This is a genomic window from Synechococcus sp. LA31, from assembly GCF_018502385.1.
GTDB lineage: Bacteria > Cyanobacteriota > Cyanobacteriia > PCC-6307 > Cyanobiaceae > Vulcanococcus.
In genome coordinates this window covers 2,431,378-2,457,013 of record NZ_CP075523.1, presented here as the reverse complement: position 1 = coordinate 2,457,013, position 25,636 = coordinate 2,431,378, and the positions used below count along the sequence as shown (strand labels likewise).

Genomic DNA, 25,636 nt, shown 5'->3' with positions numbered 1-25,636 from the left:
ATGTCCGCCCCAGCGGTGATCGCCCCGGGAACACACCCCAGGCCACAACGCTCTGTGTGACATCCGCCACGCCGCCGATACAGCAGCGGATGTGATTTCTACACTCCGGCCAGAGCCATTGCCCCGTCTGTGCATCTGGATGTCGCCACGCTCCTGGCCGCAACGGCGGACCAGGCGAGCAGCACAGCCTTTCCCTGGCTGAGCGCCTCAATTCTGTTTCCAATCGGCGCTGCGCTCTGCATCCCCTTCGTGCCTGATCAAGGTGACGGCAAGCAGGTGCGCTGGTTTGCGCTGGGCATTGCCCTCTGCACCTTCTTGCTCACGGTGGGGGCGTATCTCACCGGCTATGACCCCAGCAATCCTGATCTCCAGCTGGTGGAGAAGGTGAGCTGGCTGCCGGATCTGGGGCTGGAATGGTCGGTGGGTGCCGACGGTATCTCGATGCCGCTGATCCTCCTGAGCAGCTTCATCACGGCCCTGGCGGTGCTGGCGGCCTGGCCAGTGAGCTTCAAACCAAAGCTGTTTTATTTCCTCCTGCTGGCGATGGATGGCGGCCAGATCGCCGTGTTTGCCGTGCAGGACATGCTTCTGTTCTTCCTCGCCTGGGAGCTGGAGCTGATCCCGGTGTACCTGTTGCTGGCGATCTGGGGCGGCAAGAAACGCCAATACGCCGCAACCAAATTCATTCTCTACACCGCTGGCAGCTCCCTCTTCATCCTCCTGGCTGGCCTGGCGATGGCCTTCTACGGCGACCACATCAGCTTCAACTACACCGATCTGATGGAGAAGGGCTTCTCCGCGAAGTTCCAGCTGTTGGCCTACGCCGGCCTACTCATCGCGTTCGGGGTGAAACTCCCGATCGTGCCACTGCACACCTGGCTGCCCGATGCCCACGGTGAAGCCACGGCGCCTGTACACATGCTGCTGGCGGGCATCCTCTTGAAGATGGGCGGCTATGCCCTGCTGCGCTTCAACTGCCAGATCCTTCCCGATGCCCATGCGGTGTTTGCGCCGCTACTCGTGGTGCTCGGCGTGGTGAACATCATTTATGCAGCGCTCACCTCGTTCGCCCAGCGCAACCTCAAACGCAAGATCGCGTACAGCTCGATCAGCCACATGGGCTTCGTGCTGATCGGCATCGGCAGCTTCAGTGCCCTGGGATCCAGCGGCGCGATGCTGCAGATGATCAGCCACGGCCTGATCGGTGCTTCGCTCTTTTTCCTGGTGGGAGCCACCTACGACCGCACCCACACCCTTCAGCTCGATGAGATGGGCGGCGTTGGTCAGAAGATGCGCAAGATGTTCGCCCTGTGGACCGTGTGCTCACTGGCATCGCTGGCGCTGCCGGGCATGAGCGGCTTTGTGAGCGAGCTGATGGTGTTCGTGGGCTTCGCCACCGACGACGCCTACACCCTGCCCTTCCGTGTGGTGATCGATGGTCTGGCCGCGATCGGTGTGATCCTCACGCCGATTTATCTGCTCTCGATGCTGCGCGAGATCTTCTACGGCCAGGAGAAAGCTGAGCTGGTTGGCCACACCAACCTGGTGGATGCCGAGCCGCGCGAGATTTACATCATTGGCTGTTTGCTGGTACCGATCATCGGCATCGGCCTCTATCCGCGCCTGATGACCGACAGCTACAAGGCCACCATGGAGGTGCTGGTCGCCCGCGATGAAAGCGCCATGAAAGCGCTCAATGCCCCCGCCGGAGCTGGTCTAATCCGCCAAGCCCCTCTGAAAGCCCCTGTTCTGGCTGGGTAACAAAGCTTTCAGGCTCGGTGCCAGCTGGGGAGAGGCCAGGGGGATTGTCTTTAATCTCGAGGCTCACGCCCCCGGCGAATCGCGACCGATGAAGCAGCTGAACTTCCTGCTGATCTTCAGCTTCGGCCTGGCCATGGTGATGTTCACCCTCGAGAACACCGCTCCCACCACCGTTCAGTTCCTCCCTGGCCTCAGCACCACCATGCCGCTGGCAGCTCTGTTGCTGCTGGTGGGTGGAATCGGCGCTACGGCGGCCTGGGTGTTTGCTGTGTGGACCGGTGTGGTGAAACGCGTGGAGAGTCAGGTCAATCCTGGCGAAGCTGAAGCGCAGCAGGTGCGCATCCGCGAACTGGAAGACGATGTGCAGCGCTACCGGGCTGCGGTGGACGCCCAGCTGGGCCTGCTGCCGGCCGCAGGGGAGAGTTCGGCCCAAAGCGAACCTGCCTGAAGGCAGCGCCGACCTGGTTTTTCACGATCCGAGCCGATATGGTCGGGCCAGTGCGCGCTAATCCGTGGCTACAGATGGCGCCAGGTTGGCCATCCGCCTGTTGCAGGACGCCGCAGAGCGCGGTGAGCTTGATCCCTGGGATGTGGATGTGATCGCCGTCGTGGACGGCTTTCTCGATCAGCTACGGCAGCGCATCGAAGTGCCGAGGCTGGTGGCGGCCATGGGCCGGGGCGGCAGCTACGAGCAGGATCTGGCCGAAACCAGCGAAGCCTTTCTGGCCGCCTCAATGCTGGTGAGCCTCAAAGCAGAAGTGCTGGAGGCGCAAACCTTCCCGCCCGAACCACTACTCGACGATGACGTCAGTTTTGATTTCGATGCCGAAGGCCAGGGCTGGCTGCTCAGCCCTGGAGTGGAACTGCCGAGGCGGCCTGAGCGCCATCTGCTGAGGCGGCCGGTGGCACCGCCACCCCTGCAGCGGCCGGTGACCCTGGGTGAGCTGATCCGTCAGCTGGAAGACATCGCCGAGCGGCTAGAGCAGGAGGAGGGGCAACGCAGCAGACGCCAGCGCCCGAAGCGCTACAGCGATCGGGCGGTGATCGAGCAGGTGGCGGCCCTGGCTCACCGCGAGAAGCTGCCGGAAACCACCGCAGCCCTCAGTCAGTTCCTGCTGCAGTGGCCACAGTCGCTGGAGTGGACGGGCTTTGAAGGCCTGGTGGAAGCCTGGCGGGCCGTGGCTCCACCCGATCTCGACAGCGATCGGGTGGGGGTGTTCTGGGCGCTGCTGTTCCTGTGCTCCCAAGGCAAGGTTGAATTGGACCAGCAGGGCGGCTTGTTCGGACCTCTGCAGCTCAAGCGCCTGCTTGATGAGCGCGAGACCGTGCAGCTACCCCTGCCCAGCGAGCTTGGGTCAGCTCGGGGGCCGGCTCGAGAGCCACTGGCCGCTTAGCCGCGGTGCGTAAGGTGGCCTAACTCACCGAAAGCAGACAGCGCCGATGAAGGCGATGATCCTGGCGGCCGGTAAGGGGACCCGGGTGCGACCGATCACCCACATCGTCCCCAAGCCGATGATCCCGATCCTCCAGAAACCCGTGATGGAGTTTCTGCTGGAGTTACTGCGGGAACACGGCTTCACCGAAATCATGGTGAACGTCTCCCACTTGGCCGAGGAGATCGAAAACTATTTCCGTGATGGCCAACGCTTCGGCGTAGAGATCGCTTACAGCTTTGAAGGCCGCATTGAAGATGGCGAGCTGATCGGCGATGCCCTGGGCTCAGCCGGCGGCCTCAAGAAGATCCAGACGTTCCAGCGCTTCTTCGATGACACCTTTGTGGTGCTCTGCGGCGATGCCTTGATCGACCTCGACCTGAGCGAGGCGGTACGCCGCCACAAAGCCAAAGGGGCCATGGCCAGCCTGATCACCAAGCGCGTGCCGCGCGATCAGGTGAGCAGCTACGGCGTGGTCGTCACCGACGACGACGGACTGGTGCGCTCCTTCCAGGAAAAGCCGGCGGTGGATGAGGCCGCCAGCGACATGATCAACACCGGTATCTACATCTTCGAGCCGGAGGTGCTCGATTACGTGCCAGACGGTGTGCCGTTCGATATCGGCTCGGATCTTTTCCCCCGGCTAGTGGCCGACCATGCCGCGTTCTACGCCCTGCCGATGGAATTCGAATGGGTGGATATCGGCAAGGTTCCCGACTACTGGCAAGCCATCCGCAGCGTGCTGCAGGGCCAAGTGCGCCAAGTGCAGATCCCGGGCAAGGAAGTGCGCCCCGGCATCTACGCCGGCCTGAATGTGGCGGCCAACTGGGACAAAATCAACGTTGAAGGCCCCATCTACGTGGGTGGGATGAGCCGCATCGAAGATGGCGCCACGATTATTGGGCCAGCCATGATCGGCCCGAGTTGCCACATTTGTGAAGGTGCCACGATCGACAACTCGATCATCTTTGACTACTCCCGCATCGGCCCTGGCGTCCGGCTGGTGGAAAAGCTGGTGTTCGGCCGCTACTGCGTGGATCGCAATGGCGATCACTTTGATCTTCAGGAAGCCGCTCTCGACTGGCTGATCACCGACGTGCGTCGCCAGGATCACGCCACTCCATCACCACAGCAGAAAGCCATGGCTGAACTGCTTGGCACCGATCTATCGATTAGCAACGCGAGCTGATCCCAGCGCGCTCCAAGATCAGGGGGATGCGCTCCTCGGCCTTGACCGCCATCAGGTGCACCCCCTGGGCGATGCCGGCATAGGCCGCTACTTGCTCAGCAGCGATGCTGATGCCTTCATCCGCTGGGTTCGTCGCAGCAGCCAGGCGATCAATGATCGCCTGCGGGATGTTGGCGCCCGGCACCACGCGGTTAATGAAGGCCGCATTCTTGGCCGACTTGAGCAGAAACACCCCGGCCAGCACCGGCAGCCCCAGCGGGCCGGTGATCTCACCCACAAAGCGCTTCAGGCACTCCGCATCCATCACCATCTGAGTTTGCAGAAACCGCGCACCGGCAGCATGCTTCCGCGCGATCCTGCTCTTGAGCCCGCTCCAGCTGGGGCTCTGGGGATCAGCAGCCGCGCCGGGGAACAGAGCAGTAGCACCATCCGCCAAGGAGCCCTGCACTGGATCGAGGCCCTGGTTCAGCGCTTGCAGCTGCTGCAGCAAACGCACCGATTCCAGCTCGTTCACAGAACGCGCACCGGGCTGATCTCCTGCGCGCACGGGATCGCCAGTGAGGCAGAGCACATTGCGAATGCCCAAGGCGTGGGCACCCAGCAGATCAGCCTGCAGGGCAATGCGGTTGCGGTCGCGGCAGGCCAGCTGCCACACAGGCTCGATCCCCTCCTCCAGCAGCAGCCTGCACACGGCCAGGCTGCTCATCCGCATCACGGCCCGGCTTCCATCGGTCACGTTCACGGCATGCACGAGCCCTTTGAGCAGACGCGCGTGGGCCATGGTGCCGCTCACATCACCGCCCCGCGGTGGCATCACCTCAGCGGTGATGGCGAGGGAGCCCACCTCCAGTGCCTGCTGCAGCCCCAAAACGCCCGTGTTCAGATCCGGCCCATCATCAACCACCGGCCTGTTCGCACCGCGACGCTCTCCCTAGAGTGAGGGTTCAGGCCTCAGGCGTGGATGGATCTCTCGGAGCGGGAACTAGAGATCATCGATCTGGTGGCTCAGGGGCTGACCAACCAAGAGATCGGCGAGCGCTTGATGATCAGCAAGCGCACGGTGGACAACCACGTGAGCAACGTGTTCACCAAAACGGGCGCTAAAAACCGGGTAGCGCTGCTCAACTGGGCCATGGATCACGGCAAGATCTGCCGCGATGGCTTCAACTGTTGCAACCTGCCTCAGGAGGGCACGCCGGGTTGAGCTCCTAGCCGATCAGCGCAGGAATCGTGCGACAACGATTCCAGGCTGAAGCTGCCTTCAGCCAAGGCAAACAGCTCGGCATAAGCAAGGCAATCGGCCAGGTCGCGGCCACTGAAGCGCAACAGCCCTTGCTGGTCGTAGAGGCCGAGCACCGCACTCCTCGAAATCCTTAAGCAAATCCTAAGCCTGCAGCGCTCCCAGTTTCAACAGCCAGGCCTCCTGCTCCTGGGCAGCCCAGGCCTGAAAGGGGCATCGCGCCAAGGCTGCATTGCTGAACGCACCTTCTCCGGTGATCTCCCAGCGACACCAAGGTGGAATCGCAACCACATCCTGCTCGCTCTCCAGCTCCACCTCGGCGATCACCAGCGGAGCATTCGCTGCTTCAAAGACATCGAGCACCCAATCGCCCCCCGCCAGATCCAACCCAAAGCGCCGCTTGATCAGGCTGGCCTCACTGCGCTCCAGCAGGGCCTCCGCATCAGATGGCGGGATGGCGTATTCGAATTCATGCCGTGCGATACCGGCGGCTGGATATTTCAGGGTGAGCCAGGCGGCATTGGCACCATCACTGCGCACCCGCAGGGTGAGGCCATCGGCGGATCCAACCAGATAACCCTGCAGCAGGTGGCGATCCCAGCGGATGTGCTCCCGCCACCCTTCCCCGGCCACCAGAAAACGCCGTTCGATCTCCAGGGCCATCACTTGCCTCAGTTGGGGGAGGGTTCAGCAGCAGTGAGACTGCCGGCCCAGTGCAGTTTGCGGCTGAGCGTGCGGTAGTAGGAGGGGTTCTGCTCAAGCAGCACCATCAGCGCATGGTGCGGGGAACGGCTCACATCGCAACGATCGCCAGGCTCGAGCACGGTGGCATGGGCGCCGTCATTCCAGAGGCGTACCCGGCGGCTGGCCTCCCCAAGCGGCCACACCGCCAACTGCGCACGCGGTGGCACCACCACAGGCCGGCTGGAGAGGCTCATCGGGCAGATCGGATTCACCACGATCGCCTCCACCCCCGGATGCAGGATCGGGCCGCCAGCGGCCATCGAGTAACCGGTGGAGCCAGTGGCTGTGGAAATGATCAGGCCATCACCGCGGTATTGATCCACCACCTCACCATCGATCTCCAGCTCGAGCACGCAGGTGGGGGACACCTCATCGAGACCTGGCCGGAAATAGAAGTCGTTGAGAGCGGCATACACCGCGTCGCTGCGGTCGGTGCGGGCCTCCAGCATCATCCGCCGCTCGAGGGCAAAGCGATCGTCGCGCAGGCGATCCCACAGATCTCGCTCCCCATCGGGGCCCAGCCCCTGGCTGAGCAGCTTGCGCTCGTGGGTGAGAAAGCCGAAGTGCCCGCCCACGTTGAAGCAGAGGATCGGGATCCCGAGGGGCGCCAGATGGCGTGCGGCACCAAGCACCGTGCCATCACCGCCGAGCACCACAGCGAGATCCGGTGGACCGCCCTCATCGGCGAGCAGACCGGGGAAGGGGTTGGCGGTGGCACCGCTCATGGCCACCGCCACGTTCACACCCTGCTCGCGCAGGGTCTCAGCGCTGCGGCGAGCCTGACGAAGGGCCGCCTGGCTTGCAGCCCGGTGAATCAACCAAACAGTGTCAAGGCGCATTGCACACGGGCAGTGGCCCCAGCCTGGCTACCAACGCAGCAAGTTGAAACGCTCCATGTCGACCGTCTCACGGTTGCGGTAGAGCGACAGCAGGATCGCCAACCCCACGGCGGCCTCAGCGGCAGCCACGGTGATCACAAAGATGGCGAAAACCTGGCCGCGGATCAGCTGGCCATCGAGGTAGCTGGAGAAGGCCATCAGGTTGATGTTCACACCATTGAGCATCAACTCAATACTCATCAACACCCGCACGGCATTGCGGCTGTTGATCAAGCCCCACACACCTATGCAGAAGAGGATGGCCGCCAGGGCCAGATAGGCCTGGAGAGGAACGGTCGTTGGGATCTCGAGGTTCATGAGTTGGTCTTCTCCACCAGCAGGGGGGTGCGCGATTTTTCGATCAGGCCCTGATCGGCGGGCTCTCCTGTGGCGATGTCTGCGGTGAGCACATCACGGCGTGCCAGCACAATGGCGCCGATCATGGCCATCAGCAGCAACACAGACGCCAGCTCGAAGGGAAGCAGGTAGTCGCTGAACAGGTGCTCACCGATGCGGATCGTGGCTTCGTCGCCCACGGGCTCAGGCCCTGGAGTGGCCCATGGGGTGGTGAAGGCCACCCGCAGCAGCAGAGCAAACAGGCCGGCACAGACAGCACCGGAGAGCAGGCGGCGCAACCCAAGACCAGGAATCGCCGCGAGGTTTTCCTTTTTGTTCACGAGCATGATCGCGAACAGGATCAACACGTTCACCGCACCCACGTACACCAGCACCTGGGCGGCGGCTACGAAGCTCGCATTGAGCAGCAGATAGAGACCCGCCACCGAAAGAAAGACCCCGCCGAGCAGGAAGGCGGAATACACGATGTTGGGCAGCAGCACCACGCCCAGGGCTCCAATGGCCACCACGGCCGACAGCACCGTGAAGCAGATCAGCTGGGTGGAGGAAGCGATGGTCATCAGGCGTTGTCCTCGCTGGCTGCGGGGGCAGTCTGCACCTGGGAGGGCAGTTGACCAGCCCGGGGGCGGGCAGGGTCGACACCATGGGGATCCATTTCACCCTTGGGCAGGTAGGCCAGCTCGCGCAGCGGGATCACCGCCGGATCGCTGGTGACGCTCGTAGGCAAGCGTCCGAGCGCCACATTGTCGTAGTTGAGGCTGTGGCGATCGAACGCCGCCAGCTCGTATTCCTCGGTCATGGAAAGGCAGTTGGTGGGGCAGTACTCCACGCAGTTGCCGCAGAAGATGCAGACCCCGAAATCGATCGAATAGTTGCGTAGCTCCTTCTTCTTCGTGGCCTTGTTCATCACCCAATCCACCACTGGCAGGTTGATTGGACAGACGCGCACACACACCTCACAGGCGATGCACTTGTCGAATTCGTAGTGGATCCTGCCCCTGTAGCGCTCGGAAGGGATCAGCTTCTCGTAGGGATACTGCACGGTGACCGGCCGCCGCTTCAGGTGGTCGAACGTGACCGAAAGGCCCTGGGTCAGGTAGTTGGCCGCACCCACCGCGTCGCGGGTGTAGTCACCGACTTTTTTGAGAAACCCGAACATGACTGGCGAGCAGGGGCAAAAGCGCCGGCACCATGATGGCCCGGCTCTAAAGGGATGGGGTGATCAGCCGCCGAAGAAGGCGGGGAAGGCGAGCTTGAGGCCGGCGGTCACCAACAGGTTCACCAGGGCGATCGGCAGCAAGAACTTCCAGCCCAGATCAAGCAGCTGGTCGATGCGAACCCGTGGCACGGTCCAGCGCAGCAGGATCGCAAAGAACACCAGCAGGTAGGCCTTGAGCACGGTCATCACGATGCCTGTGGTAGCCGTGATCACCTGCACCAGCGGAGCATCGATCGACTGACCGGTGAGGTTGACGATCCACTCCACAGGCAGAGGGAAACCCCAGCCACCCAGGTAAAGCACCGACACCAGCAGGGCCGAGAGCACCAGGTTGATGTAGCTGCCTAGATAGAAGAGGGCAAACTTCATGCCGGAATATTCCGTCTGATAGCCGGCCACCAGCTCCTCTTCCGCCTCAGGCAGGTCGAAGGGGAGGCGTTCGCACTCGGCCAGGGCGCAGATCCAGAAAATCGCGAAGCCCACCGGCTGACGCCAGATGTTCCAGCTCAGGATGCCGGCACCGGTCTGCTGGTCGACGATGTCGACGGTGCTGAGCGAGTTGCTCATCATCACCACGGCCAACACAGCCAAGGCCAGTGGAATCTCGTAGGAGATCGACTGAGCCGCAGCCCGCAGGCCCCCGAGCAGGGAATATTTGTTGTTCGAGGCATATCCCGCCATCAGCAAACCGATGGGCTGGATGCTGCTCAGGGAGATCCAGAGGAAGATCCCCACGCCCACGTTGCTGATCAGCAGGTTCTGGCCGAAGGGCACCACCAGCCAACTGAGGATCACCGGCACGAGCACGAGCACCGGGCCGAGGGTGAACAACAGACCGTCGGCCCGCGCCGGAATGATGTCTTCCTTGAACAGCAGCTTGAGGCCATCGGCCAGGGGCTGAAGGATGCCCAGGGCACCGGCGTATTCGGGGCCGATGCGCTGTTGCACCGCAGCGGAGATCTTGCGCTCCAGCCACACGTTCACCAACACACCCACAACGGCAGCCACAAGCACCAGCAGCATGGGCAGCGGTAGCCAGAGCAAGTGGGCGGCTCCGGGCGACAGGCCCAGACCCTGCAGCAGATCGGTGAAGCTGGCCTCCAGGTCGAGGCCGGCGCTCACGACAGCGGGATTGGCAAACACCATGGGTGGCCTGTGGATGGGGGCAACTTAAGCGGCCGCAGCCGCGCTCGGGTTAGCGGGCCTCCAATGGCGCCCAGTCGCGCCCCTGGGAGCCGGTGTAAATCTGCGTGGGTCGGTAGATGCGATTCGCCCCTAGCTGTTCCTTCCAGTGGGCCAGCCAGCCGGCTGTGCGGGCGATGGCAAAGATCGGCGTAAACAGATCCACCGGGATGCCGAGCTTGCGGTACACAAGGCCGGAATAGAAGTCCACGTTGGGGTAGATCCCCTTCGGACCGAGGCGTACGGCGGCGGCCTCCTCGAGCTTGCGGGCCAGGTCGTAGAGAGGGTCATGGCCGAACTGATCAAACAGCTGCTCGGCCAGCTTCTGCAGGATCACCGCCCGCGGATCCTTCACCTTGTATTCGCGGTGGCCGAAGCCCATGATCTTGCGCTTCTCGGCAATGGCCTGATCCAGCCAGGGCTCCACCTGATCAGCGCTGCCAATGCTGTCGAGCATCTCCAGCACGTCTTCATTGGCACCGCCATGCAACGGGCCGGCCAGGGTGCCCACCGCCGAGGCCACCACCGCGTAGGGATCGGTCAGGGTGCTGGCGGTGACCCGGGCGCTGAAGGTGCTGGCGTTGAGGCTGTGCTCAGCGTGCAGGATCAGGCAAGCGTCGAAGATGCGGGCCGCCAGGGGATCCGGCTCCCGCTCGGTGAGCATGTAGAGGAAGTTGGCCGCGTAGGGCAGATCGTCGCGGGGCTGGATCGGATCCTGGCCTTTGCGGATCAGCTGGAAGGCCGCCACCATCGTGGGGATCTTGGCGATCAGGCGCACCACCGCCGACACGATGTATTCCGGGTTATCGAGAGCGCGGCGGGAATAAAAGAGACCAAGCGAGGCAGCGCTGGCCTGTAGCGCGTCCATCGGATGCCCCTGGGAGGGGAAGCTCTTCATCATGTCGCGGATGCGGAAGCTCACCCGCCGGTGCATCTGCACCTCGTGTTCAAACTGGCGCAGCTGGGGCGCCGTGGGCAGATCACCCCAAATGAGCAGGTAGGTGGTTTCCAGAAACGTGCTGTGCTGGGCCAACTCCTCCACGCTGTAGCCGCGGTAGGTGAGCAGGCCGCGTTGGCCATCGATGTCGCACACCGCCGACTGCGTGGCGGGAACCCCTTCAAGACCCGGGCGGTATTGCGGGGCCGCGGCCTTCAAACCGGCACCAGCCGGTGCTGCACTCACCATGGGGGCATCCACCCAATCCGTTTCGGCAACCTAAGGCTGCTGGGCTGCGGGCTTCGGTGCCATCAGCCACCGGATGGTGTTGTCGACCGGCGGCCCAACAGCACCCGCGGCGGCAGCAGCAGAGCCAGCCGGGCGCTACCGAGCAGGCCGGCCTGGGGTGGTTTCGGCCACTGCAACAGGGCTGCGCCCGCTTTCTTCAACTGCAGGGCTTCCGGTGCCAGAGCCATGGGCACGCCGATCAACAGAGCCGCCAGGGTGCTGAGGTCGGGTTCATGGCCCACCAGCGCTAGCCGGCGCCAGGCTGGCCTGGGGGAAACGGCCCCGAGCCAGCGCTCCAGCAGCGGCAGGGGATCCGCGAGCGGGGCCAGGGCTGCCGCCAGCTCCAGTTCCGGCGCGAGGCCTACCTGCACAGCCAGCTCCGCCGTTTGGCGGGCACGCACCAGCGGGCTGCTCAGCACCAGATCGCAGCTGAGATCAAGCTCCACCAGGCTGCGCAGCTGGGCGATGGTGCGCTCGCGCCCCTCGGGGGTGAGGCTTCTTTGGGCGTCGTCCGCCGCATCGGCACGCTCTTCGGCGATGCCATGCCGGACGAGCAGCAACTCACGCTTGCGAGGTGTCATCGCTCAACCCTTCAGCTGCAGGTAGCCGCGCAGGCGCAGGGCCTTAGCAGCAGGTCCATCGGCCTCCAGGCTGAGGGCAGCGCCATCCACCAGCGGGGTGAGCGAGCTGCTGGAGAGGGCGCTGATCAGCCGCCAGGGCTGCCAACCGGCCAGCAGCCGCTGGGCGGTGGCCCCATCCATCGCCCACTGCAGCGGGGCTTTTGGTGTACCGAGGGCCTCCAGCTGGTCGATCCGCTGGGGGGGAGCTTGACGGCCCTCGCTCTGCTCGTTGAGCACAGCCAATCCCTGCCCCCACCAGGCCCAGCCGTTCTGAAGTGAACGCGCACCGGCCAGCTGGGCCTGCAGCTGATCGGGATTGCCCTTCACGGGCTTGGATTCGAGGCGCGTCCAGGCCTGGAGGTTGAGCCCGCGGCTCTGCAGCGGTGAGCTGCTGTATCCCTCCGCTGCGAGTGCCGCCTCAAGGCCCTCAAGCGGCGGCTGCTGTGGGGTCGTGCCGAGCAACCAGCCCTCACGCGCTTGCGCCCAGAGCAGGGGACCTTGATCAGCACCAGCCACAAGGGCAGGCAGGGCGCCAGGCATTTGGGCCAGAGCGTCCCGCAGCAGCGGACCCACCAACTGCCCCCAAGGATCGGGTTCAGCAGGATTGAGCAGCCTTGCTGGTTCACTGATCAGAGCCAGGCTGGCCACGGGCAGCTGCAGCTGTTGCTGCAGCGCCTGCGGCGGTGCCGGCAGGGCGGGCAAACCATCACGCAACTGGGTGATGGCATCCAGCTGGAAGCCTCGGCCCGAAGGGCTGAGGCCTGCAACCAACTCCACCGACACTCCGGGGTCTGCATCATCAGGCGCCGGGAGCCCCAGCCACTGCTGCATGGCCTGCGGCCGGGCCGTGAGGATCGCCACACCGCGGCCCAGCCGATCCACGGATTGCTGCAGCGGGGCACTGGCAGCCTGGTTGAGCTCATCAATCTGCGACACATCGAGGGCCTGCTCGAGCACACCCCGACCGGAGGCGATCAGCACCAGATCGTCATTGATGAGGGCTGTGGCCAGCGGCTGGGGGTCCTGGCCAAGCAGGGCGCCGCGGCCACTGATCAGGCCCATGCCGCGATAGCTGCTGATCTGCAGATCCGTGCCAGCCAGGCTGCGGCTCTGCCAGAAACGCTGCAGAAAACGGCGAGCACCCTCGCTGTCGCGGCTGCGCAGGGCCAACACCCAACCGGGTTGCTCCTGGGCCGCCGGCGGTGTGAGTAGGGCAAAGCTGCTTTCGCGGCCGAGCCAGGGGGCCAGCTCACTGGCGTAATCCAGGCCAGCAGCAGCGAAAGCTCCATCACGGAGGCGATCCGCTGCTGCTGCTGCTGCGCGCCGCTGCCGTGGCGCCGCCACAGCGCGCGCATAAGCAGCGGGCTGATCGGGAGCGAGCAACCAATGCAGGCTGAGCGGCGCTGTGCGGGGCACAAACCGGGCCGCCAGGGGCAACTCCAACCTCTGGCTTTGCAACCCAAGCGGACTGCGCTGCCACAGCAACCACCAGCCGGCACCCCCCAGACTCAGCAGCGCCACGGCGGCCGCCAACACTGCCGCCAGGAAGGGGCGGGCCTTCATCGGTTGCCTGCAGGACTGGCCTCATCTTTATGCATGGCGGCAAGCTTTGGCACCCCAGCTCGATCTAGTTTCTGGGGATGAGCAGCCCCACCCCACTCAGCGCCCGTGCGCTTCAGCAACGGCTGGAGGCCGGTGAACCGTTGCAGCTGGTGGATGTACGCGAGCCGATGGAGCTCGAGCTGGCCCGCCTGAGCGAACCGGTCATTCATCTACCGCTCAGCACGTCCGAGCAGTGGATCGGCAGCTTGCAGGAACGGCTGGATCCCCAGCGCGACGTGGTGGTGCTCTGCCATGCCGGTGTGCGCAGCTGGCAGTTCGGCTGCTGGCTGATGGAGGCCCAGGGGTTCCCACAGGTGTGGAACCTGCAGGGAGGCATCGATGCCTGGAGCGTGGAGGTGGATCCAAGCGTGCCGCGCTACTGAGCCCACAGCACACCTACGATCCAGCCATTCCGCCGCCGGCGCCCAACCCGTGCAGCCGCTGCCCCACAGGCAAGAGCAGGTGCTGCAGGCCACCGTGCGCCACTACGTGGACACCACGGAACCGGTGGGCAGCAAAACCCTGGTGCAGCGCTTCGGGCTGAAGGCGAGCCCAGCCACGATCCGCTCGGCCATGGGCGCCCTCGAACTGCGGGGGCTCCTCACCCAACCCCACATCTCCGCCGGGCGGGTGCCAAGCCCCCTGGGCTATCGGCACTACGTGAATTGCCTGCTGCCAGCGCCCGGTGCAGCAGCCGGCCAACTGCAGCGGGAACTGATGAGCTTGAGCCTGCAATGGGCTGCCCTCGACGACCTGCTGCTGCATCTAGCCCGGCGCCTCGCCGACCTCACCGGTTTGCTCAGCCTGATCACGCGGCCCGAGCGGCCAAGCCCTGCATTGCAGGCGCTGCGCCTGGTGCCGAGCGGTGATCGTCTGCTGGTGTTTCTGGTGGAAGGCGGAGCTTCTGCCACCAGCCTCAACCTGCGCCTGCCCCTCGGCAGCGCAGACGAACTGCCGGCACTCGAACGCTGGGTGAGCGCTCAGCTGGCAGAGGGCACCATCAACTGGCAGAGCCTGCCACCGCAGCTGCAAAGCTGCGGCTACCAACTGCGCCAAGGACTGATCAGCCATCAGCAAGCTGGAGCCAGCCAGCCCAGTAGTGCCGTGACCCTCGGGCTGGGGGGGCTGCTGCGGCAGCCGGAATTTGAGCGGAGTGAGAGTCTCAGGCCGCTGCTGGAGCTCGTGGAATGCGAACCCCAGCGCGTGCTGCAGCCGGAGCAGGTGCGGGCACTAGGAGGCGTGTGGATCGGAGCGGAGCATCCCGACCAGGCCTTGCACCAATGTGCTGTGGTGCAGGCCAGCTACGGCACAGCCGGGGGAGGAGCCGGCCAAGTCGCGCTGATCGGCCCCATGCGCATGGCCTATTCCACCGCCCGCTCCGCTGTGCAGGCAGTTGCCACCACGCTGGAGCGGTTATTGAGCTGAGGGTCAGCCGCCGAGAGCGCTACCAAGCCGATCAGCCACGGTGTTCACATCCTTGTCGCCACGCCCGGACAGGTTGAGCACCACCTCGGTACCCGGGGCAAGGGTGGGGCAGAGCTTGTCGAGCCAAGCGAAGGCATGAGCCGTCTCTAGGGCTGGAATGATGCCCTCGAGCTGGCAGAGCAACTGCAGGGCATCGAGGGCTTCAGCGTCGGTCACAGCGCCGTATTCAGCCCGGCCGATCGTTTTCAGGTAGCTGTGCTCAGGACCCACACCGGGATAGTCGAGACCAGCACTAATGGAGTGAGCCTCCTGCACCTGGCCTTCACCGTCCTGGAGTAGCAGGCTCATGGCGCCATGAAGCACGCCCACACGGCCTTCAGTGATGGTGGCGGCATGGCGACCAGTGGCCACACCATCGCCGGCAGCCTCAACACCCACCAAGCGCACGGCGGTGTCTTGCACAAAGGGGTGGAACAGGCCCATGGCATTGGAGCCACCACCCACGCAAGCCACCAGCACGTCGGGGTTGCGGCCAAAGGCTTCATGGCACTGACGCTTGGTTTCTTCACCGATCACGGCGTGGAAATCGCGCACGAGCATCGGGAAGGGATGCGGACCCGCGACTGAACCCAAGATGTAGTGCGTCGTTTCCACGTTGGTCACCCAGTCGCGAATGGCCTCGCTGGTGGCGTCCTTGAGGGTGGCGGTGCCGGCGGTGACGGGCTGCACCTTGGCGCCCAGTAGCCGCATACGGAACACGTTGAGAGCCTGGCGGCGCATGTCTTCAGCGCCCATGTAGACCACGCACTCGAGGCCGAAGCGAGCGCACACCGTGGCAGTCGCCACGCCGTGCTGACCGGCGCCGGTTTCGGCAATGATGCGTTGTTTACCCATGCGCAGGGCCAGCAGAGCCTGCCCAAGGGCGTTGTTGATTTTGTGAGCCCCGGTGTGGTTGAGGTCTTCGCGCTTCAGCCAGATGCGCGGACCTCCCTCAGCGCGGCAATAGTGCTCGCTGAGCCGTTCGGCCTCATAGAGGGGATTAGGGCGCCCCACGTAGGTACGGAGCAGGTGGTTGAGCCGATCGGTGAAGGAGGGATCCTTCCAGGCCTCAGCGGCGGCCTGCTCGAGCTCTGCCAGAGCGGGGATCAGCGTTTCGGGCACATACTGCCCACCGAACTGGCCGTAACGGCCCAGCGTGTTGGGCCTGGCAGCAAGCTCCAGCGCTGCGGGGTCAACCTGGGAAACGCTGCTGGTCACCGGCGCCTGAGCGGAATCAGTGCAGCGTAGGAACTGGCGGCGGCGGCAGCGCCGGCCAACCCGCCGGTTCATCGATGCGAATGCGAGCCGTGCCTGGGCAGCTAGGCCCTGGTGCATCCCCCCACAGCCCCACCAGGCTCGCTTTCATCTGGCTGGTAGCGGGGCGGCACTCCGCTGCAGGCGGCTGGCCCTGCAGACCCAAGCGCACCATCTCGACATTCAGGGGCGGTAAATCCATGGCCCGAGCCAATGATGCGCTGAACTGGGTTTAACGAACACAGGGGCGATGGCCAAGGGCGGTTGGCAGGAATTCAGTCGAGTCGAGAGCTTGCAACGCGGCACCCCTGCCACAGAACCCACGGCCAAGGCCCAGCAACGGGTGCGCGTCCAGCGCACCAAGGCCGGTAAAGGCGGAAAAATGGTGACCGCGATTACCGGTCTGGACGCTCCCGAGGCTGAGCTCAAGGCACTTCTCAAGCAACTCAAGGCCGCTGCAGGCACAGGCGGCACTGTGAAAGAAGGCGTCATCGAACTCCAGGGCGACCAAGTGGCACCTGCCCTGGCCGCCCTTGAGAAGGCCGGCTACCGGCCCAAGCAGGCGGGCGGCTGACGCCTTCATGCTGGCAGCAGAGCTGCTCAGATCGGCGCCACCAAGGACATCGCTGCCGCCGGCGTGAGTTTGGCGATCCTGGCCTGAAGAAGCGTGCTGATTCTGAAGGCGTGGCGCTTGGTGCAGATGCAGCGGGGTTAGCGCGGATTGCCTCGGTGGCGCACCGACCAGGGGAGATACTTGGCCTCACAGCTTCCAGCAGCGCACGATGGCCGCCCCTTCGGTTCCCTACGGCGAGCTCACCAACCAAGGAGCGTCGACCAACATCGCCTGGCACCACGCTTCGGTGGATCGGGCCGGCCGCGCTGAACAGCGGGGCCACCGCAGCGCCATCCTCTGGTTCACCGGCTTGAGCGGCTCCGGCAAGAGCACCCTGGCCAATGCGGTGAACGCGGCGCTGTTCGAACGCGGCCTGGCCTGCTATGTGCTCGATGGCGACAACATCCGCCACGGCCTCTGCAAAGACCTCGGCTTCTCCGATGCCGACCGCGAAGAGAACATCCGCCGCATCGGCGAAGTGAGCAAGCTCTTCCTCGATGCAGGCGTGGTGGTGCTCACCGCGTTTGTGTCGCCCTTCAAGGCAGACCGCGACCGAGCCCGTGCCCTCGTGACCAGCGGCGACTTCGTGGAGATCCACTGTGCGGCCGATCTGGCCGTGTGCGAACAGCGCGACACCAAAGGCCTCTACGCCAAGGCCCGCGCTGGCGAAATCAAGGAATTCACTGGCATCTCCAGCCCCTACGAAGCACCGGAAGCCCCCGAGCTGAAGGTGGACACCGGCAGCCAGAGCCTTGAGCAGAGCGTGGCGCAGGTGCTGGCCCACCTGAGCGCCCAGGGCGTGATTCCTGAGGGAAGCTGAAGGGCCGCCCAGGACGCATGGCTTTCAAGACGAACCTGCAGCGCAGCCTTGAGCAGGGGCTGCGCAAGATTCTTCGTGATATCCGCTGGAGCAGGATTCACGATTTCGGTCCCACGGAAGACAGCTTTCCAGAAGGGCCCGCACCGGTGCTGAACGTGCGGCCCAATATCGATCTCGCGGTTCTTGCCTTCGATCAGAACAACCAGCTGGCTGCCGCTGCCAATGTGCTGGTCTCCCGCGATGCACCCAAGGGTTTTATCGCTGAACTCAGCGAGAATCTTGAGGCCACTGACGTGGTGTGGCAACGCTGGAATCAACAGCGCTGGGACGACAACGAAGACTGGGCACAAGCCACATCTGGTACCCGCAAAGATCAACTGCTGAAAGGCGATGCGGAGGCGGGCGATCTTCCGTTTATGAGCCCATATCCAGCGTCCTTGTTTGCCGTGCCGCTGGCCTACTTCGTTATGGAGGAAGTTGAGCGGGGCACGCTGAACTTCAAGCGGGTGAGACGACCACTGGCCGATGCGATTCGCGTATCAAGCAACGAAGCCACGCGCGAACTGCTGCAACTGCTTCACGAGCGCGGCTTAGTGAACAGAATGAATCGCCGTTTTGAGCAACTTGGGTTAGGAACGATTCAGATCAAGGGCACTGATCCCGCCACTGGGGGTGACTGGCAAGTGGACAAGATCACCATGACTAGCCTCGACACCACGAAGCTATTTTGGCTGCTGACCAATGACCAACCGCAGCAAATCCTCTGGCGCAATGCCAAGGGAGAGCCGGTGCGCAGCAGCCTGAATACATCCTCCCGTTCGTTCCTTCAAAAGCTGCTCACCCAGGAAGCATTCAACGAGGCCCTCTCCACCTCAAACTTCGGCGTCTACCGCCAGGACGGTCGTCGCAGAGGGCCTGCCGAGATTCAGGCTGGAATTCCCGGGCGAGCACCGGCGCGATGGATTGATCCGATCACAGGAGTGGTGCGCTTTGAGAGCGATGGAACACTGTTTGATTACGGGGAGGATGTTCGCCCTTTCAATCGCGACGGCTCCACGCGGGAGTTCAGCCATAAAACCGGCCTCACCTACAACTTTGGATCAGACGGGGGAATCGTGCGGCCGCTTGATGCCGACATGGGCTGGCATTACGTGGTGGCTTTCAACAGCAATCTGGGCTATCGCTACACCGATCGAGAGCACGCAGACGCCAAGAGTTATCCCCTCTATGGCAACCCTTCCATTGCTTACACCCAGGAGATCCCGAGGCTGGGGCGCCACTTGGATCAACTGCTGGAACCTTTATTGCACGGCTGATCCATCCACCTGGGGCTGAGGCCGCCAGGCATCAAAAAAGGTTTTGATGCAGCTGGCCACTGGCACCGCCAGCAGTAGCCCCAGCAGGTCGCCAAAGCCCATCAAGCTGCCGATGCGGGCGCCCACCGGTAGTGACACCAGAAGCCAGGCCGGCTGCAACCCCACGATGCTCCCCATCAGCCTGGGCTGGATCACCTGATCCACCAGCTGGCCCACACTGATCGCCGCGGCGAGCACTTCAAGACCAGTGCGTGGATCTTCCAGCGCCAGCAACACGCTCACCAGCACGATGGTGAGCGCACTGGCATAGGGCACCAGGGTTGTAAACCCGATCGCCACGGCGAACAGCACCCCATAGGGAATGCCCAGCAGGGCGAACACCACGATCTGCAGAGCGCTCAGAATCACGGCCAACAACACTTGGCCCCCGAAATAGCCCCGAAACGTGCGATTCAAGGTGGTGATCACCAGATCACGCACACCATCAGGCAGCCAACGGGCCAACCCCGCCACGATCCGCTCACCGCCCAGCAGCAGGAACACCGCCAACACCACAACGATCACGGTGTTCACCGTGATCCCGAGCGTGGCCCCAAGGATGCCCAGCAGCCGCTGGCTGAGCTGACTGGCCAGCTGACTCGCCCGGGCGAAGAGCGTGCTGCTGAGATCAGTGAATTCGGTGGGCAGGCCGTGATCCACCGCCCAGGCTTCCAGGCGATCGAGCCAGATCTCACCCTCCACCAGCCAAGAGGGCAAAGCATTGATCAGCTCACCAAGCTGCTCGATCAAGCGGGGCAGCAGCCAGAGCGCAGCCAGCACCAGCACGCCGAGCCCCGCCCCCATCACCAAAAGCACGGCGAGCCAACGGGGCAGGCCGCGATCAGCCAGCCAGCGGGTGGGCAGATCCAGCAAAAACGCCATCAAGGCAGCCGCCAGAAACAGCGCAGGGAAAGGCGCCAGGGGCAACAGCAATTGGCGCAGCACCCAGAGATTGAGAGTGAGCAGCGGCAGGGCCAGGCTCAGCCGCAGCCACAGCGGCAACACCAGGCGCTCAAGCATCGACGCGTGACCTCACCCTTTCAGCTTGCCTGCCCCAGCCCCGGCCTGCCACCAAAAGGCGAGCCAGGTGGCAATCCCCAGGAATTTGGCCCCCTCCTCGAACAGCTGCAAGGTGGAATAAGGCACCGGGATCACCTCCTGAAGCTGATCGATGATCACCGAGAGCCCCAGCAGCACCACTGCCAGCAGAAAGGAGCCACCAGCGAGGGCGTTCACCTGGCTGCGAAAGCGAAACAGGATCAGCAGGGCAAAGATCGCGTAGAGGCTGTAGAGAAAAGTGCTGCCGATGTAGCGGTCGTGCAGCAGAAACATGTCATCAAGACAGAGCAGCAGCGAGAACAACCCGCCGCTGAGCAGCAGCTGACGCACTCGGCCACGCACCTCAACCACCCCTGAGAGCGCGGTGAACAGAGCAATGGCTGCAGCCGCGATCCACCCCAGATAGCCCAGATTGGAGAGCAGCCCCACCCCCAGGGCGGTGTCACAGGTCTGGGCCAGGTCGCGGATCACCAGCTGGGTGCGAATGCCCGCGGCCGCACTGAGCAGCAGAGCGAGCACATACACCGCCAGGGCTGGCAGCAGCGCCAGCTGGAGCACCCGAAGCAAAGAACGCGGGGGCATGGCTGCACAGCTCGATCAATCCATGGAAATTAAGCGGTGGTTAAAAGGCCCCGCTTCAGGGCATTTGCTGGAGATAGGCGGCGCTGCCAAGCTCCAGCAGGCGGGCATCCTTGGCCACCACCTGATCGTGCAGCTGCTGCCGGTAGGCCGCTACCAGCTCAGCCAGGGCTGCATCAGCGGTGGCCAAAATCTGTGCAGCCAGCAGACCGGCGTTAGCGCCATTCCCGATCGCCACGGTGGCCACGGGAATACCGGCTGGCATCTGCACAATCGAATGCAGAGAATCCACACCGGAGAGCGCACGGGTCTGCACCGGCACGCCGATCACCGGCAGCGTGGTGAGCGAGGCCACCATGCCCGGCAGATGGGCTGCTCCACCGGCGCCAGCAATGATCACCTTGAAGCCCCGCCCAGCAGCTTGCTGCGCAAACACCACCATCTCCAGGGGAGTGCGATGGGCCGAGAGCACCCGCACCTCCGCCTCCACACCGAAGCGCTCAAGCATCGCCACGGCCGGCTGCATGGTGGGCAGGTCGGAATCACTACCCATCACCACGGCCACACGAGGTGCTGACTGTTCAGGCATCGGCGGCATCCAGCAAGGGCAGCGAGGATGGCATTCTCCTGCCCTGCGCCTCGATGCACTGGCTGAGCTGCGTGCGTCTGCCGAGTGAGCCCGGTCTCTGGCGGATCGGGGTGAACAACCACGGCCTCATCAGCGCCGTGCACCCCCTGCCCGACGACAGCAGCGCCGCTGGCGACCCCTGGGCTGGCGACTGGCTAAGCCCGATGGGCGTCGACCTACAGATCAACGGCGGCCTGGGGCTTGCCTTCCCGGAGCTCACCCCGGCCGACCTGCCCAAGCTGCAGGAACTCCTGGAGCTGCTCTGGCGCGATGGGGTGGAAGCGATCGCGCCCACCCTGGTGACCTGCGGCGTGGAGGAGCTGCGCATGGCCCTGGAGGTGCTGCGGCAGGCACGGGCCCAGCATCAACCTGGGCGATGCCTGCTGCTGGGGGCCCACTTGGAAGGCCCCTTCCTGGCGGAGGCCCGGCGCGGCGCTCATCCCCGCCAGCACCTAGCAGCACCAAGCCTGGAGGGCCTGAACGAGCGCATCGCCGGCTTCGAGCGGGAGATCGCGTTGGTCACTCTGGCGCCGGAACTGCCCGGAGCCGGAGACGTGATCGAGGCGCTGCAGCAGCTGGGCATCCTGGTGAGCCTCGGCCACAGCGACGCCACAGAAGCTCAGGCCAGCGCCGCCTTCACCCAGGGAGTGGGGATGATCACCCACGCCTTCAATGCGATGCCCGGGCTGCACCATCGCGCCCCAGGCCCGATCGCGGCGGCGGCTCTGCGGGGGGATGTGGCCTTAGGGCTGATCGCCGATGGCGTGCACGTGGCCCCTTCGATGGCGGTGCTTCTGCAACGGCTCATGCCTGAGCAAGTGCTGCTGGTCAGCGATGCGCTGGCCCCTTATGGCCTTGCCGATGGAGTGCACCGCTGGGATGAGCGGTCCCTGATCGTGGAGCAGGGCAGCTGCCGGCTGGAAGACGGCACCCTGGCCGGTGTGACCCTGCCGCTGCTGGAAGCCGTGCGGCGCCTGGCCAGCTGGAGCGGGGAGGCGGATCAAGCCATCGCCGCCGCCACAGTGCTGCCGAGACGTGTGCTGGGTGCAGCAACGACCACAAGCGCGTTGCTGAGGGGCAGACCCCTGGCCCACTGCCTGCGCTGGAGCGGCCAAGGCGATCAACTGCGATGGGGCTGGGCGGGCTGAATAGGATCCGCGCCACATCCCATCACGCCCCAAGGCTCAAACCGATGCCCGCCGAGCAGCTTCTCAACAGCACCGAGGCCCAGAAAGCCGCCGAGAAGCAGGAGGTGAAGGGCTACTTCGAAACCACCGGTTTCGATCGCTGGAACCGCATTTACAGCGAATCGGACGACGTGAACAAGGTGCAGCGCAACATCCGCATCGGCCACCAGAAAACGGTGGACAACGTGCTGGCCTGGCTCAAGGAGCAGGGCAACCTGGCGGGCCGCAGCTTCTGTGATGCCGGCTGCGGCGTGGGCAGCCTCACCCTGCCGCTGGCCGAACTGGGAGCCAGCTCCATCGCCGCTTCTGACCTCTCGGAAGCAATGGCGAAGGAAGCCGAGCGGCGCGCCAACGAAGCGGGCGTGCAAAAGGGGCAGATCACCTTCCTGGCCTCCGACCTGGAGAGCCTGAGCGGCAGCTACAACACCGTGGTCTGCCTGGATGTGTTCATCCACTACCCCCAGGAGCCCGCAGAGGAGATGGTGCGCCATCTGGCCTCGATGGCCGAGCAGCACCTGATCGTGAGCTTTGCCCCGTACACACCGCTGTTGGCCCTGCTCAAGGGCATCGGCCAGCTGTTTCCCGGCCCCAGCAAAACAACCCGCGCCTACACCCTCAAAGAAGCCGGCATCGTGAAAGCTGCCGCAGAGGCTGGCTTCGTGCTGAAGCAGCGCAGCCTCAACCAGGCCCCCTTCTATTTCTCCCGCCTGCTGGCCTTCGAAAAGGCCTGAGCCGATCGCCCGGAAGCTCGCCCACCGTTGTGCTGGCCGCCGGCGATGTGATCGCCCTGGCGCCCGCGCGCTGAGTTAAAAGCGCTTGAACAGTTTGAGCTGAACAACAGGGGGATTACCTGGCTCCACAACAGCACTCCCGATCTGCCCGGTGTAGGCCCCACCCTGCCCGATCACGGAGGCTTCATGCTGTTTCGGGAACAAATCGCCCAGCCCCAAGGCCACCGGACCCGTGCGTTTGATTTGCGCCAACTCCTCAGCTTTCACGCTCACGTAGCCCATGGAGCGCAGCTGCAAGTTGCCATCAGGGAACACAAGGGTGCCCTGAAAATTCGTCAAGAAATTCGAAGCACCTTCACCAGCCGGCAGCTCCTGAACCAGTTCTTCAACACCAAAGAATTGGCCACTTGCCTCGTCACAGGCCTTGGGCCCCGTAGCCGTCGAAACATTGACCGCATAGGCGTAACTATCACCGACCGTTGGCCGGCCGTCATCGCTGGCACTGTCATCGAATGAGGCCCGTTGCACCTTGCAAAGCGTGAGGGTCAGATCAGTGGCCTGGCCTTACTCCGAACCAGTCCGCAACCCCAGCGATGTGGAACAGGCCGCGACCGTGAACAACGAGCAAGCCACCAGCGGGGCAAGACAACGGCGCATGGGGATCTGACGGCTCACACGTGTCTAACCACTAGGGATTAAGCCTCGGTAAACCAACGCTCGCCGACTATCGGCGTGTTGCCCGGGGTGATTCTCAGACGAAGAGGGGGCGCCGCCTCCAGGTGCAGCGGTGCGCGCGCCGGAGGTCGCAACACGAAGCGACGGGCATGCAGAAGATATCCGCCCTCGCCGGGCAGCACCTGCGGATGCGCACGACCACCGGCGGAATACAGCGGATCGCCCTCCAACGGTGCCCCGATCGCAGCGGCATGAATGCGGATCTGATGGGGGCGGCCCGTGGCAATCGCCACCTCAACCAAACAGCTCTCCAGCCGGCGCTCCAGCAGGGTGAAGCAACTGCGGGAAGGCAACGCAGCGGTGGCGGAGGAATCTGCTGCGCACCAGATCTCCCCCAACAGCGGATGGGGACGTCGGCCGATCGCGGTGGTGACGTCGCGGGATTCGCCCACTGGCCAGTCCGCTGGCAACGGTTGCGTGAGGGCTCGGTAAATCTTGCGGCAACCCGAGGAGGGATGCTCCTCGGCGCCCGAGTGCTGCTGATCGCTGTGAGGCTGAGCCGCCGCGGTGCTCTCGCGTAACTGGGCGCTCAGCCAAGCGCGGCTGGCAGGACGGCGGGCGCACACCAACACCCCTGAGGTGAAGCGCCCCAGCCGATGCACCGGGCGAGCCTCCGGGGCCCAGACATTCAGCTGCGACAGCAGCGTGTGCTGCAGGAAGCCGCCGGCGGGCAGCACCGGCAGGCCGCTGGGCTTGTTGAGCACCAGTAGATCGCCGTCATCGAACACGACCGAGGCCTTGTTCAGCACCGGCACGGCAGGCTCCTGCCAGGGCGGCCGATGCCACACCAGCCGATCCCCAGCGGCGAGGGGCGCATCGGCCAGGAGCTGCTGGCCGTTCCGCCAGACCTCACCGGCGGCAAGGCGCTCGCTCCACACCGCCCGATCCGAATGGGTGTAGCGCCCGGCGTAGAACGCGACAACGCTCGGGTATGCAGCGCTGACGCGATCGCGATAAGCGTGGCCACCATTGAAGGCAGCCGGCAGCCAGCCTTCGTTCGGAGCCGTTTTAATCAACCAGGCCGTTTTCGAGGGCGTAGCGCACCAATTCGGTGCGGCTGGCAGTGCCGGTTTTGGTGAACAGGCGGCTCACGTATTTCTCCACGTTGCGGATGGAGGTTTCCAGACGCCGGGCGATCTCCTTGTTCATCATTCCCTCCGCCACCAGCTGCAACACAGAGGCCTCACGCGGCGTGAACTCATGCTTCACCGCAGCGCCTTGCTGCTTGCTGCCACCTGTGGCCAGCAGCGAACGAATCTCGGTGATCTGCTTCGCCATCTGGCCGATATCGGCATCAGCAAAACGGGCGGCTTCCTGCAGCAGCCGCTCCTGGCGGCGCACCACGTTGCGCACGCGGGCCACCAGCTCATCGGGATCGAACGGCTTGGGGATGTAGTCGTCGCAGCCGGCCTGGAAGCCCTCGATGCGATCGGCCGTCATGCCCTTGGCGGTGAGGAAGATCACCGGCGTGCCACCCAGGCGCTCGTCGTCGCGCAGCTTGCGCAGCAGCCCGTAGCCATCGAGGCGGGGCATCATCACATCGCTGATCACCAGATCAGGCAGCAGCTCCTGGGCCTTCGCCCAGCCGTCTTCACCGTCCACGGCGGTGGTCACCTGAAAGCCTTCGTCTTCCAGGTAGGCCTGCACCGCCGTGCGCAGGCCCGGTTCGTCATCGACTAGCAACAGCCGGGCCGGGGGCTGCAGTGGAACTTCAGCAGCCTGCTCGGCAGCCTGGGGGTCGGGTTCGAGGCTCATGGCCGC

General features: G+C 64.4%; 31 protein-coding genes. 12 read left to right on the top strand and 19 right to left on the bottom strand.

What is annotated here, in order from left to right; genetic code table 11:
• Positions 1–129: 129 nt before the first annotated feature.
• The 4 genes from KJJ24_RS13315 (at position 130) to KJJ24_RS13300 (ending at position 4,383) form a co-directional block, all read left to right on the top strand.
• Positions 130–1,761 carry an NAD(P)H-quinone oxidoreductase subunit 4 gene (locus tag KJJ24_RS13315; protein WP_371811741.1) on the top strand — a complete coding sequence of 544 codons (1,632 nt, stop codon included), beginning with the start codon at positions 130–132 and terminating at the stop codon, positions 1,759–1,761.
• Positions 1,762–1,849: 88 nt separating this feature from the next.
• Positions 1,850–2,209, top strand: coding sequence for a LapA family protein (locus tag KJJ24_RS13310; RefSeq protein WP_214339444.1), 360 nt, complete (start codon positions 1,850–1,852; stop codon positions 2,207–2,209).
• A gap of 64 nt (positions 2,210–2,273) precedes the next feature.
• Complete coding sequence (locus KJJ24_RS13305) at positions 2,274–3,155, top strand: segregation/condensation protein A (protein ID WP_214339442.1); 882 nt, start codon at positions 2,274–2,276, stop codon at positions 3,153–3,155.
• A gap of 46 nt (positions 3,156–3,201) precedes the next feature.
• On the top strand, positions 3,202–4,383 hold the full coding sequence (locus KJJ24_RS13300; protein ID WP_214339440.1) for an NDP-sugar synthase: 1,182 nt from the start codon (positions 3,202–3,204) through the stop codon (positions 4,381–4,383).
• Here the strand turns inward: KJJ24_RS13300 and KJJ24_RS13295 are convergent.
• Positions 4,367–5,197, bottom strand: a complete 831-nt coding sequence (locus KJJ24_RS13295) for a methylenetetrahydrofolate reductase (protein WP_371811810.1) — start codon at positions 5,195–5,197, stop codon at positions 4,367–4,369. The genes KJJ24_RS13300 and KJJ24_RS13295 overlap by 17 nt on opposite strands.
• Positions 5,198–5,344: 147 nt before the next feature.
• Between KJJ24_RS13295 and KJJ24_RS13290 the strand changes: the two genes are divergently transcribed.
• Entirely contained in the window at positions 5,345–5,587 is a 243-nt protein-coding gene (locus KJJ24_RS13290; RefSeq protein WP_214339436.1) for a response regulator transcription factor, read from the top strand.
• On the opposite strand, the gene KJJ24_RS13285 is transcribed toward KJJ24_RS13290, so the two are convergent.
• The 10 genes from KJJ24_RS13285 to KJJ24_RS13240 all read right to left on the bottom strand — a co-directional run bounded on the left by KJJ24_RS13285 (position 5,566) and on the right by KJJ24_RS13240 (position 13,411).
• The gene (locus KJJ24_RS13285) at positions 5,566–5,739 is read right to left on the bottom strand and encodes a hypothetical protein (RefSeq protein ID WP_214339434.1); all 174 of its coding nucleotides are present in this window, start codon (positions 5,737–5,739) and stop codon (positions 5,566–5,568) included. The genes KJJ24_RS13290 and KJJ24_RS13285 overlap by 22 nt on opposite strands.
• A gap of 28 nt (positions 5,740–5,767) precedes the next feature.
• Positions 5,768–6,286, bottom strand: a complete 519-nt coding sequence (locus KJJ24_RS13280; protein WP_214339432.1) for a CYTH domain-containing protein — start codon at positions 6,284–6,286, stop codon at positions 5,768–5,770.
• Positions 6,287–6,294: 8 nt separating this feature from the next.
• On the bottom strand, positions 6,295–7,206 hold the full coding sequence (locus tag KJJ24_RS13275; protein WP_214339430.1) for an NAD(+) kinase: 912 nt from the start codon (positions 7,204–7,206) through the stop codon (positions 6,295–6,297).
• Positions 7,207–7,233: 27 nt separating this feature from the next.
• Positions 7,234–7,563 carry an NADH-quinone oxidoreductase subunit NuoK gene (gene nuoK, locus KJJ24_RS13270; protein ID WP_214339428.1) on the bottom strand — a complete coding sequence of 110 codons (330 nt, stop codon included), beginning with the start codon at positions 7,561–7,563 and terminating at the stop codon, positions 7,234–7,236.
• The gene (locus tag KJJ24_RS13265; RefSeq protein WP_214339426.1) at positions 7,560–8,162 is read right to left on the bottom strand and encodes an NADH-quinone oxidoreductase subunit J; all 603 of its coding nucleotides are present in this window, start codon (positions 8,160–8,162) and stop codon (positions 7,560–7,562) included. Before KJJ24_RS13265 ends, nuoK begins: the two co-directional genes overlap by 4 nt.
• Positions 8,162–8,761, bottom strand: a complete 600-nt coding sequence (gene ndhI, locus KJJ24_RS13260; protein WP_214339424.1) for an NAD(P)H-quinone oxidoreductase subunit I — start codon at positions 8,759–8,761, stop codon at positions 8,162–8,164. The genes KJJ24_RS13265 and ndhI overlap by 1 nt, the downstream gene beginning before the upstream one ends.
• A gap of 63 nt (positions 8,762–8,824) precedes the next feature.
• Positions 8,825–9,943, bottom strand: a complete 1,119-nt coding sequence (gene nuoH, locus KJJ24_RS13255) for an NADH-quinone oxidoreductase subunit NuoH (protein ID WP_214343709.1) — start codon at positions 9,941–9,943, stop codon at positions 8,825–8,827.
• Between the two features lie 73 nt (positions 9,944–10,016).
• Positions 10,017–11,189, bottom strand: coding sequence for a citrate synthase (locus KJJ24_RS13250; RefSeq protein ID WP_214343707.1), 1,173 nt, complete (start codon positions 11,187–11,189; stop codon positions 10,017–10,019).
• A 62-nt stretch (positions 11,190–11,251) separates the two neighbouring features.
• A complete protein-coding gene (sixA, locus tag KJJ24_RS13245; protein WP_214339422.1) occupies positions 11,252–11,809 on the bottom strand; it encodes a phosphohistidine phosphatase SixA in 558 nt (185 codons plus the stop codon).
• 3 nt (positions 11,810–11,812) lie between these two features.
• Positions 11,813–13,411, bottom strand: coding sequence for a DUF3352 domain-containing protein (locus KJJ24_RS13240; RefSeq protein WP_214339420.1), 1,599 nt, complete (start codon positions 13,409–13,411; stop codon positions 11,813–11,815).
• A gap of 77 nt (positions 13,412–13,488) precedes the next feature.
• On the opposite strand from KJJ24_RS13240, the gene KJJ24_RS13235 reads away from it, so the two are divergent.
• Both KJJ24_RS13235 and KJJ24_RS13230 read left to right on the top strand, forming a co-directional pair.
• The gene (locus KJJ24_RS13235) at positions 13,489–13,833 is read left to right on the top strand and encodes a rhodanese-like domain-containing protein (protein WP_214339418.1); all 345 of its coding nucleotides are present in this window, start codon (positions 13,489–13,491) and stop codon (positions 13,831–13,833) included.
• Positions 13,790–14,875, top strand: a complete 1,086-nt coding sequence (locus tag KJJ24_RS13230) for a heat-inducible transcriptional repressor HrcA (protein WP_214339416.1) — start codon at positions 13,790–13,792, stop codon at positions 14,873–14,875. Before KJJ24_RS13235 ends, KJJ24_RS13230 begins: the two co-directional genes overlap by 44 nt.
• A gap of 3 nt (positions 14,876–14,878) precedes the next feature.
• Here KJJ24_RS13230 and trpB read toward each other — a convergent pair whose 3' ends face one another.
• The gene (gene trpB, locus KJJ24_RS13225; protein ID WP_214339414.1) at positions 14,879–16,132 is read right to left on the bottom strand and encodes a tryptophan synthase subunit beta; all 1,254 of its coding nucleotides are present in this window, start codon (positions 16,130–16,132) and stop codon (positions 14,879–14,881) included.
• Positions 16,133–16,148: 16 nt separating this feature from the next.
• The gene (locus KJJ24_RS13220) at positions 16,149–16,370 is read right to left on the bottom strand and encodes a hypothetical protein (protein WP_214339412.1); all 222 of its coding nucleotides are present in this window, start codon (positions 16,368–16,370) and stop codon (positions 16,149–16,151) included.
• Positions 16,371–16,418: 48 nt separating this feature from the next.
• Here KJJ24_RS13220 and KJJ24_RS13215 point away from each other — a divergent pair, with 48 nt between their 5' ends.
• From KJJ24_RS13215 to KJJ24_RS13205, 3 genes are all read left to right on the top strand, one after another.
• A complete protein-coding gene (locus KJJ24_RS13215; RefSeq protein WP_214339410.1) occupies positions 16,419–16,742 on the top strand; it encodes a translation initiation factor in 324 nt (107 codons plus the stop codon).
• Positions 16,743–16,950: 208 nt separating this feature from the next.
• The gene (cysC, locus tag KJJ24_RS13210) at positions 16,951–17,601 is read left to right on the top strand and encodes an adenylyl-sulfate kinase (RefSeq protein ID WP_214339407.1); all 651 of its coding nucleotides are present in this window, start codon (positions 16,951–16,953) and stop codon (positions 17,599–17,601) included.
• Between the two features lie 17 nt (positions 17,602–17,618).
• Positions 17,619–18,917, top strand: a complete 1,299-nt coding sequence (locus KJJ24_RS13205; protein ID WP_214339405.1) for a class A beta-lactamase-related serine hydrolase — start codon at positions 17,619–17,621, stop codon at positions 18,915–18,917.
• On the opposite strand, the gene KJJ24_RS13200 is transcribed toward KJJ24_RS13205, so the two are convergent.
• The 3 genes from KJJ24_RS13200 to purE are packed head-to-tail and all read right to left on the bottom strand — an operon-like array spanning position 18,903 to position 21,183.
• Positions 18,903–19,976, bottom strand: coding sequence for an AI-2E family transporter (locus KJJ24_RS13200; protein ID WP_214339403.1), 1,074 nt, complete (start codon positions 19,974–19,976; stop codon positions 18,903–18,905). The two genes, KJJ24_RS13205 and KJJ24_RS13200, sit on opposite strands and share 15 nt — an antisense overlap.
• A gap of 12 nt (positions 19,977–19,988) precedes the next feature.
• Positions 19,989–20,597, bottom strand: a complete 609-nt coding sequence (locus KJJ24_RS13195) for an oxidoreductase (RefSeq protein WP_214339400.1) — start codon at positions 20,595–20,597, stop codon at positions 19,989–19,991.
• Between the two features lie 55 nt (positions 20,598–20,652).
• Entirely contained in the window at positions 20,653–21,183 is a 531-nt protein-coding gene (purE, locus tag KJJ24_RS13190; RefSeq protein WP_214339398.1) for a 5-(carboxyamino)imidazole ribonucleotide mutase, read from the bottom strand.
• Positions 21,184–21,236: 53 nt separating this feature from the next.
• On the opposite strand from purE, the gene KJJ24_RS13185 reads away from it, so the two are divergent.
• The gene (locus tag KJJ24_RS13185; RefSeq protein ID WP_214343706.1) at positions 21,237–22,370 is read left to right on the top strand and encodes an N-acetylglucosamine-6-phosphate deacetylase; all 1,134 of its coding nucleotides are present in this window, start codon (positions 21,237–21,239) and stop codon (positions 22,368–22,370) included.
• 44 nt (positions 22,371–22,414) lie between these two features.
• On the top strand, positions 22,415–23,140 hold the full coding sequence (gene bchM, locus KJJ24_RS13180; RefSeq protein ID WP_214339396.1) for a magnesium protoporphyrin IX methyltransferase: 726 nt from the start codon (positions 22,415–22,417) through the stop codon (positions 23,138–23,140).
• A 75-nt stretch (positions 23,141–23,215) separates the two neighbouring features.
• Here the strand turns inward: bchM and KJJ24_RS13175 are convergent, their stop codons facing one another.
• The 3 genes from KJJ24_RS13175 to KJJ24_RS13165 all read right to left on the bottom strand — a co-directional run bounded on the left by KJJ24_RS13175 (position 23,216) and on the right by KJJ24_RS13165 (position 25,630).
• Positions 23,216–23,479, bottom strand: coding sequence for a hypothetical protein (locus KJJ24_RS13175; protein ID WP_214339394.1), 264 nt, complete (start codon positions 23,477–23,479; stop codon positions 23,216–23,218).
• 356 nt (positions 23,480–23,835) lie between these two features.
• Positions 23,836–24,891, bottom strand: coding sequence for a pseudouridine synthase (locus KJJ24_RS13170; protein WP_250544792.1), 1,056 nt, complete (start codon positions 24,889–24,891; stop codon positions 23,836–23,838).
• Positions 24,884–25,630: a response regulator transcription factor gene (locus KJJ24_RS13165; protein ID WP_214339392.1), complete on the bottom strand. Its 747-nt coding sequence runs from the start codon at positions 25,628–25,630 to the stop codon at positions 24,884–24,886. The genes KJJ24_RS13170 and KJJ24_RS13165 overlap by 8 nt, the downstream gene beginning before the upstream one ends.
• Positions 25,631–25,636: the final 6 nt, after the last annotated feature.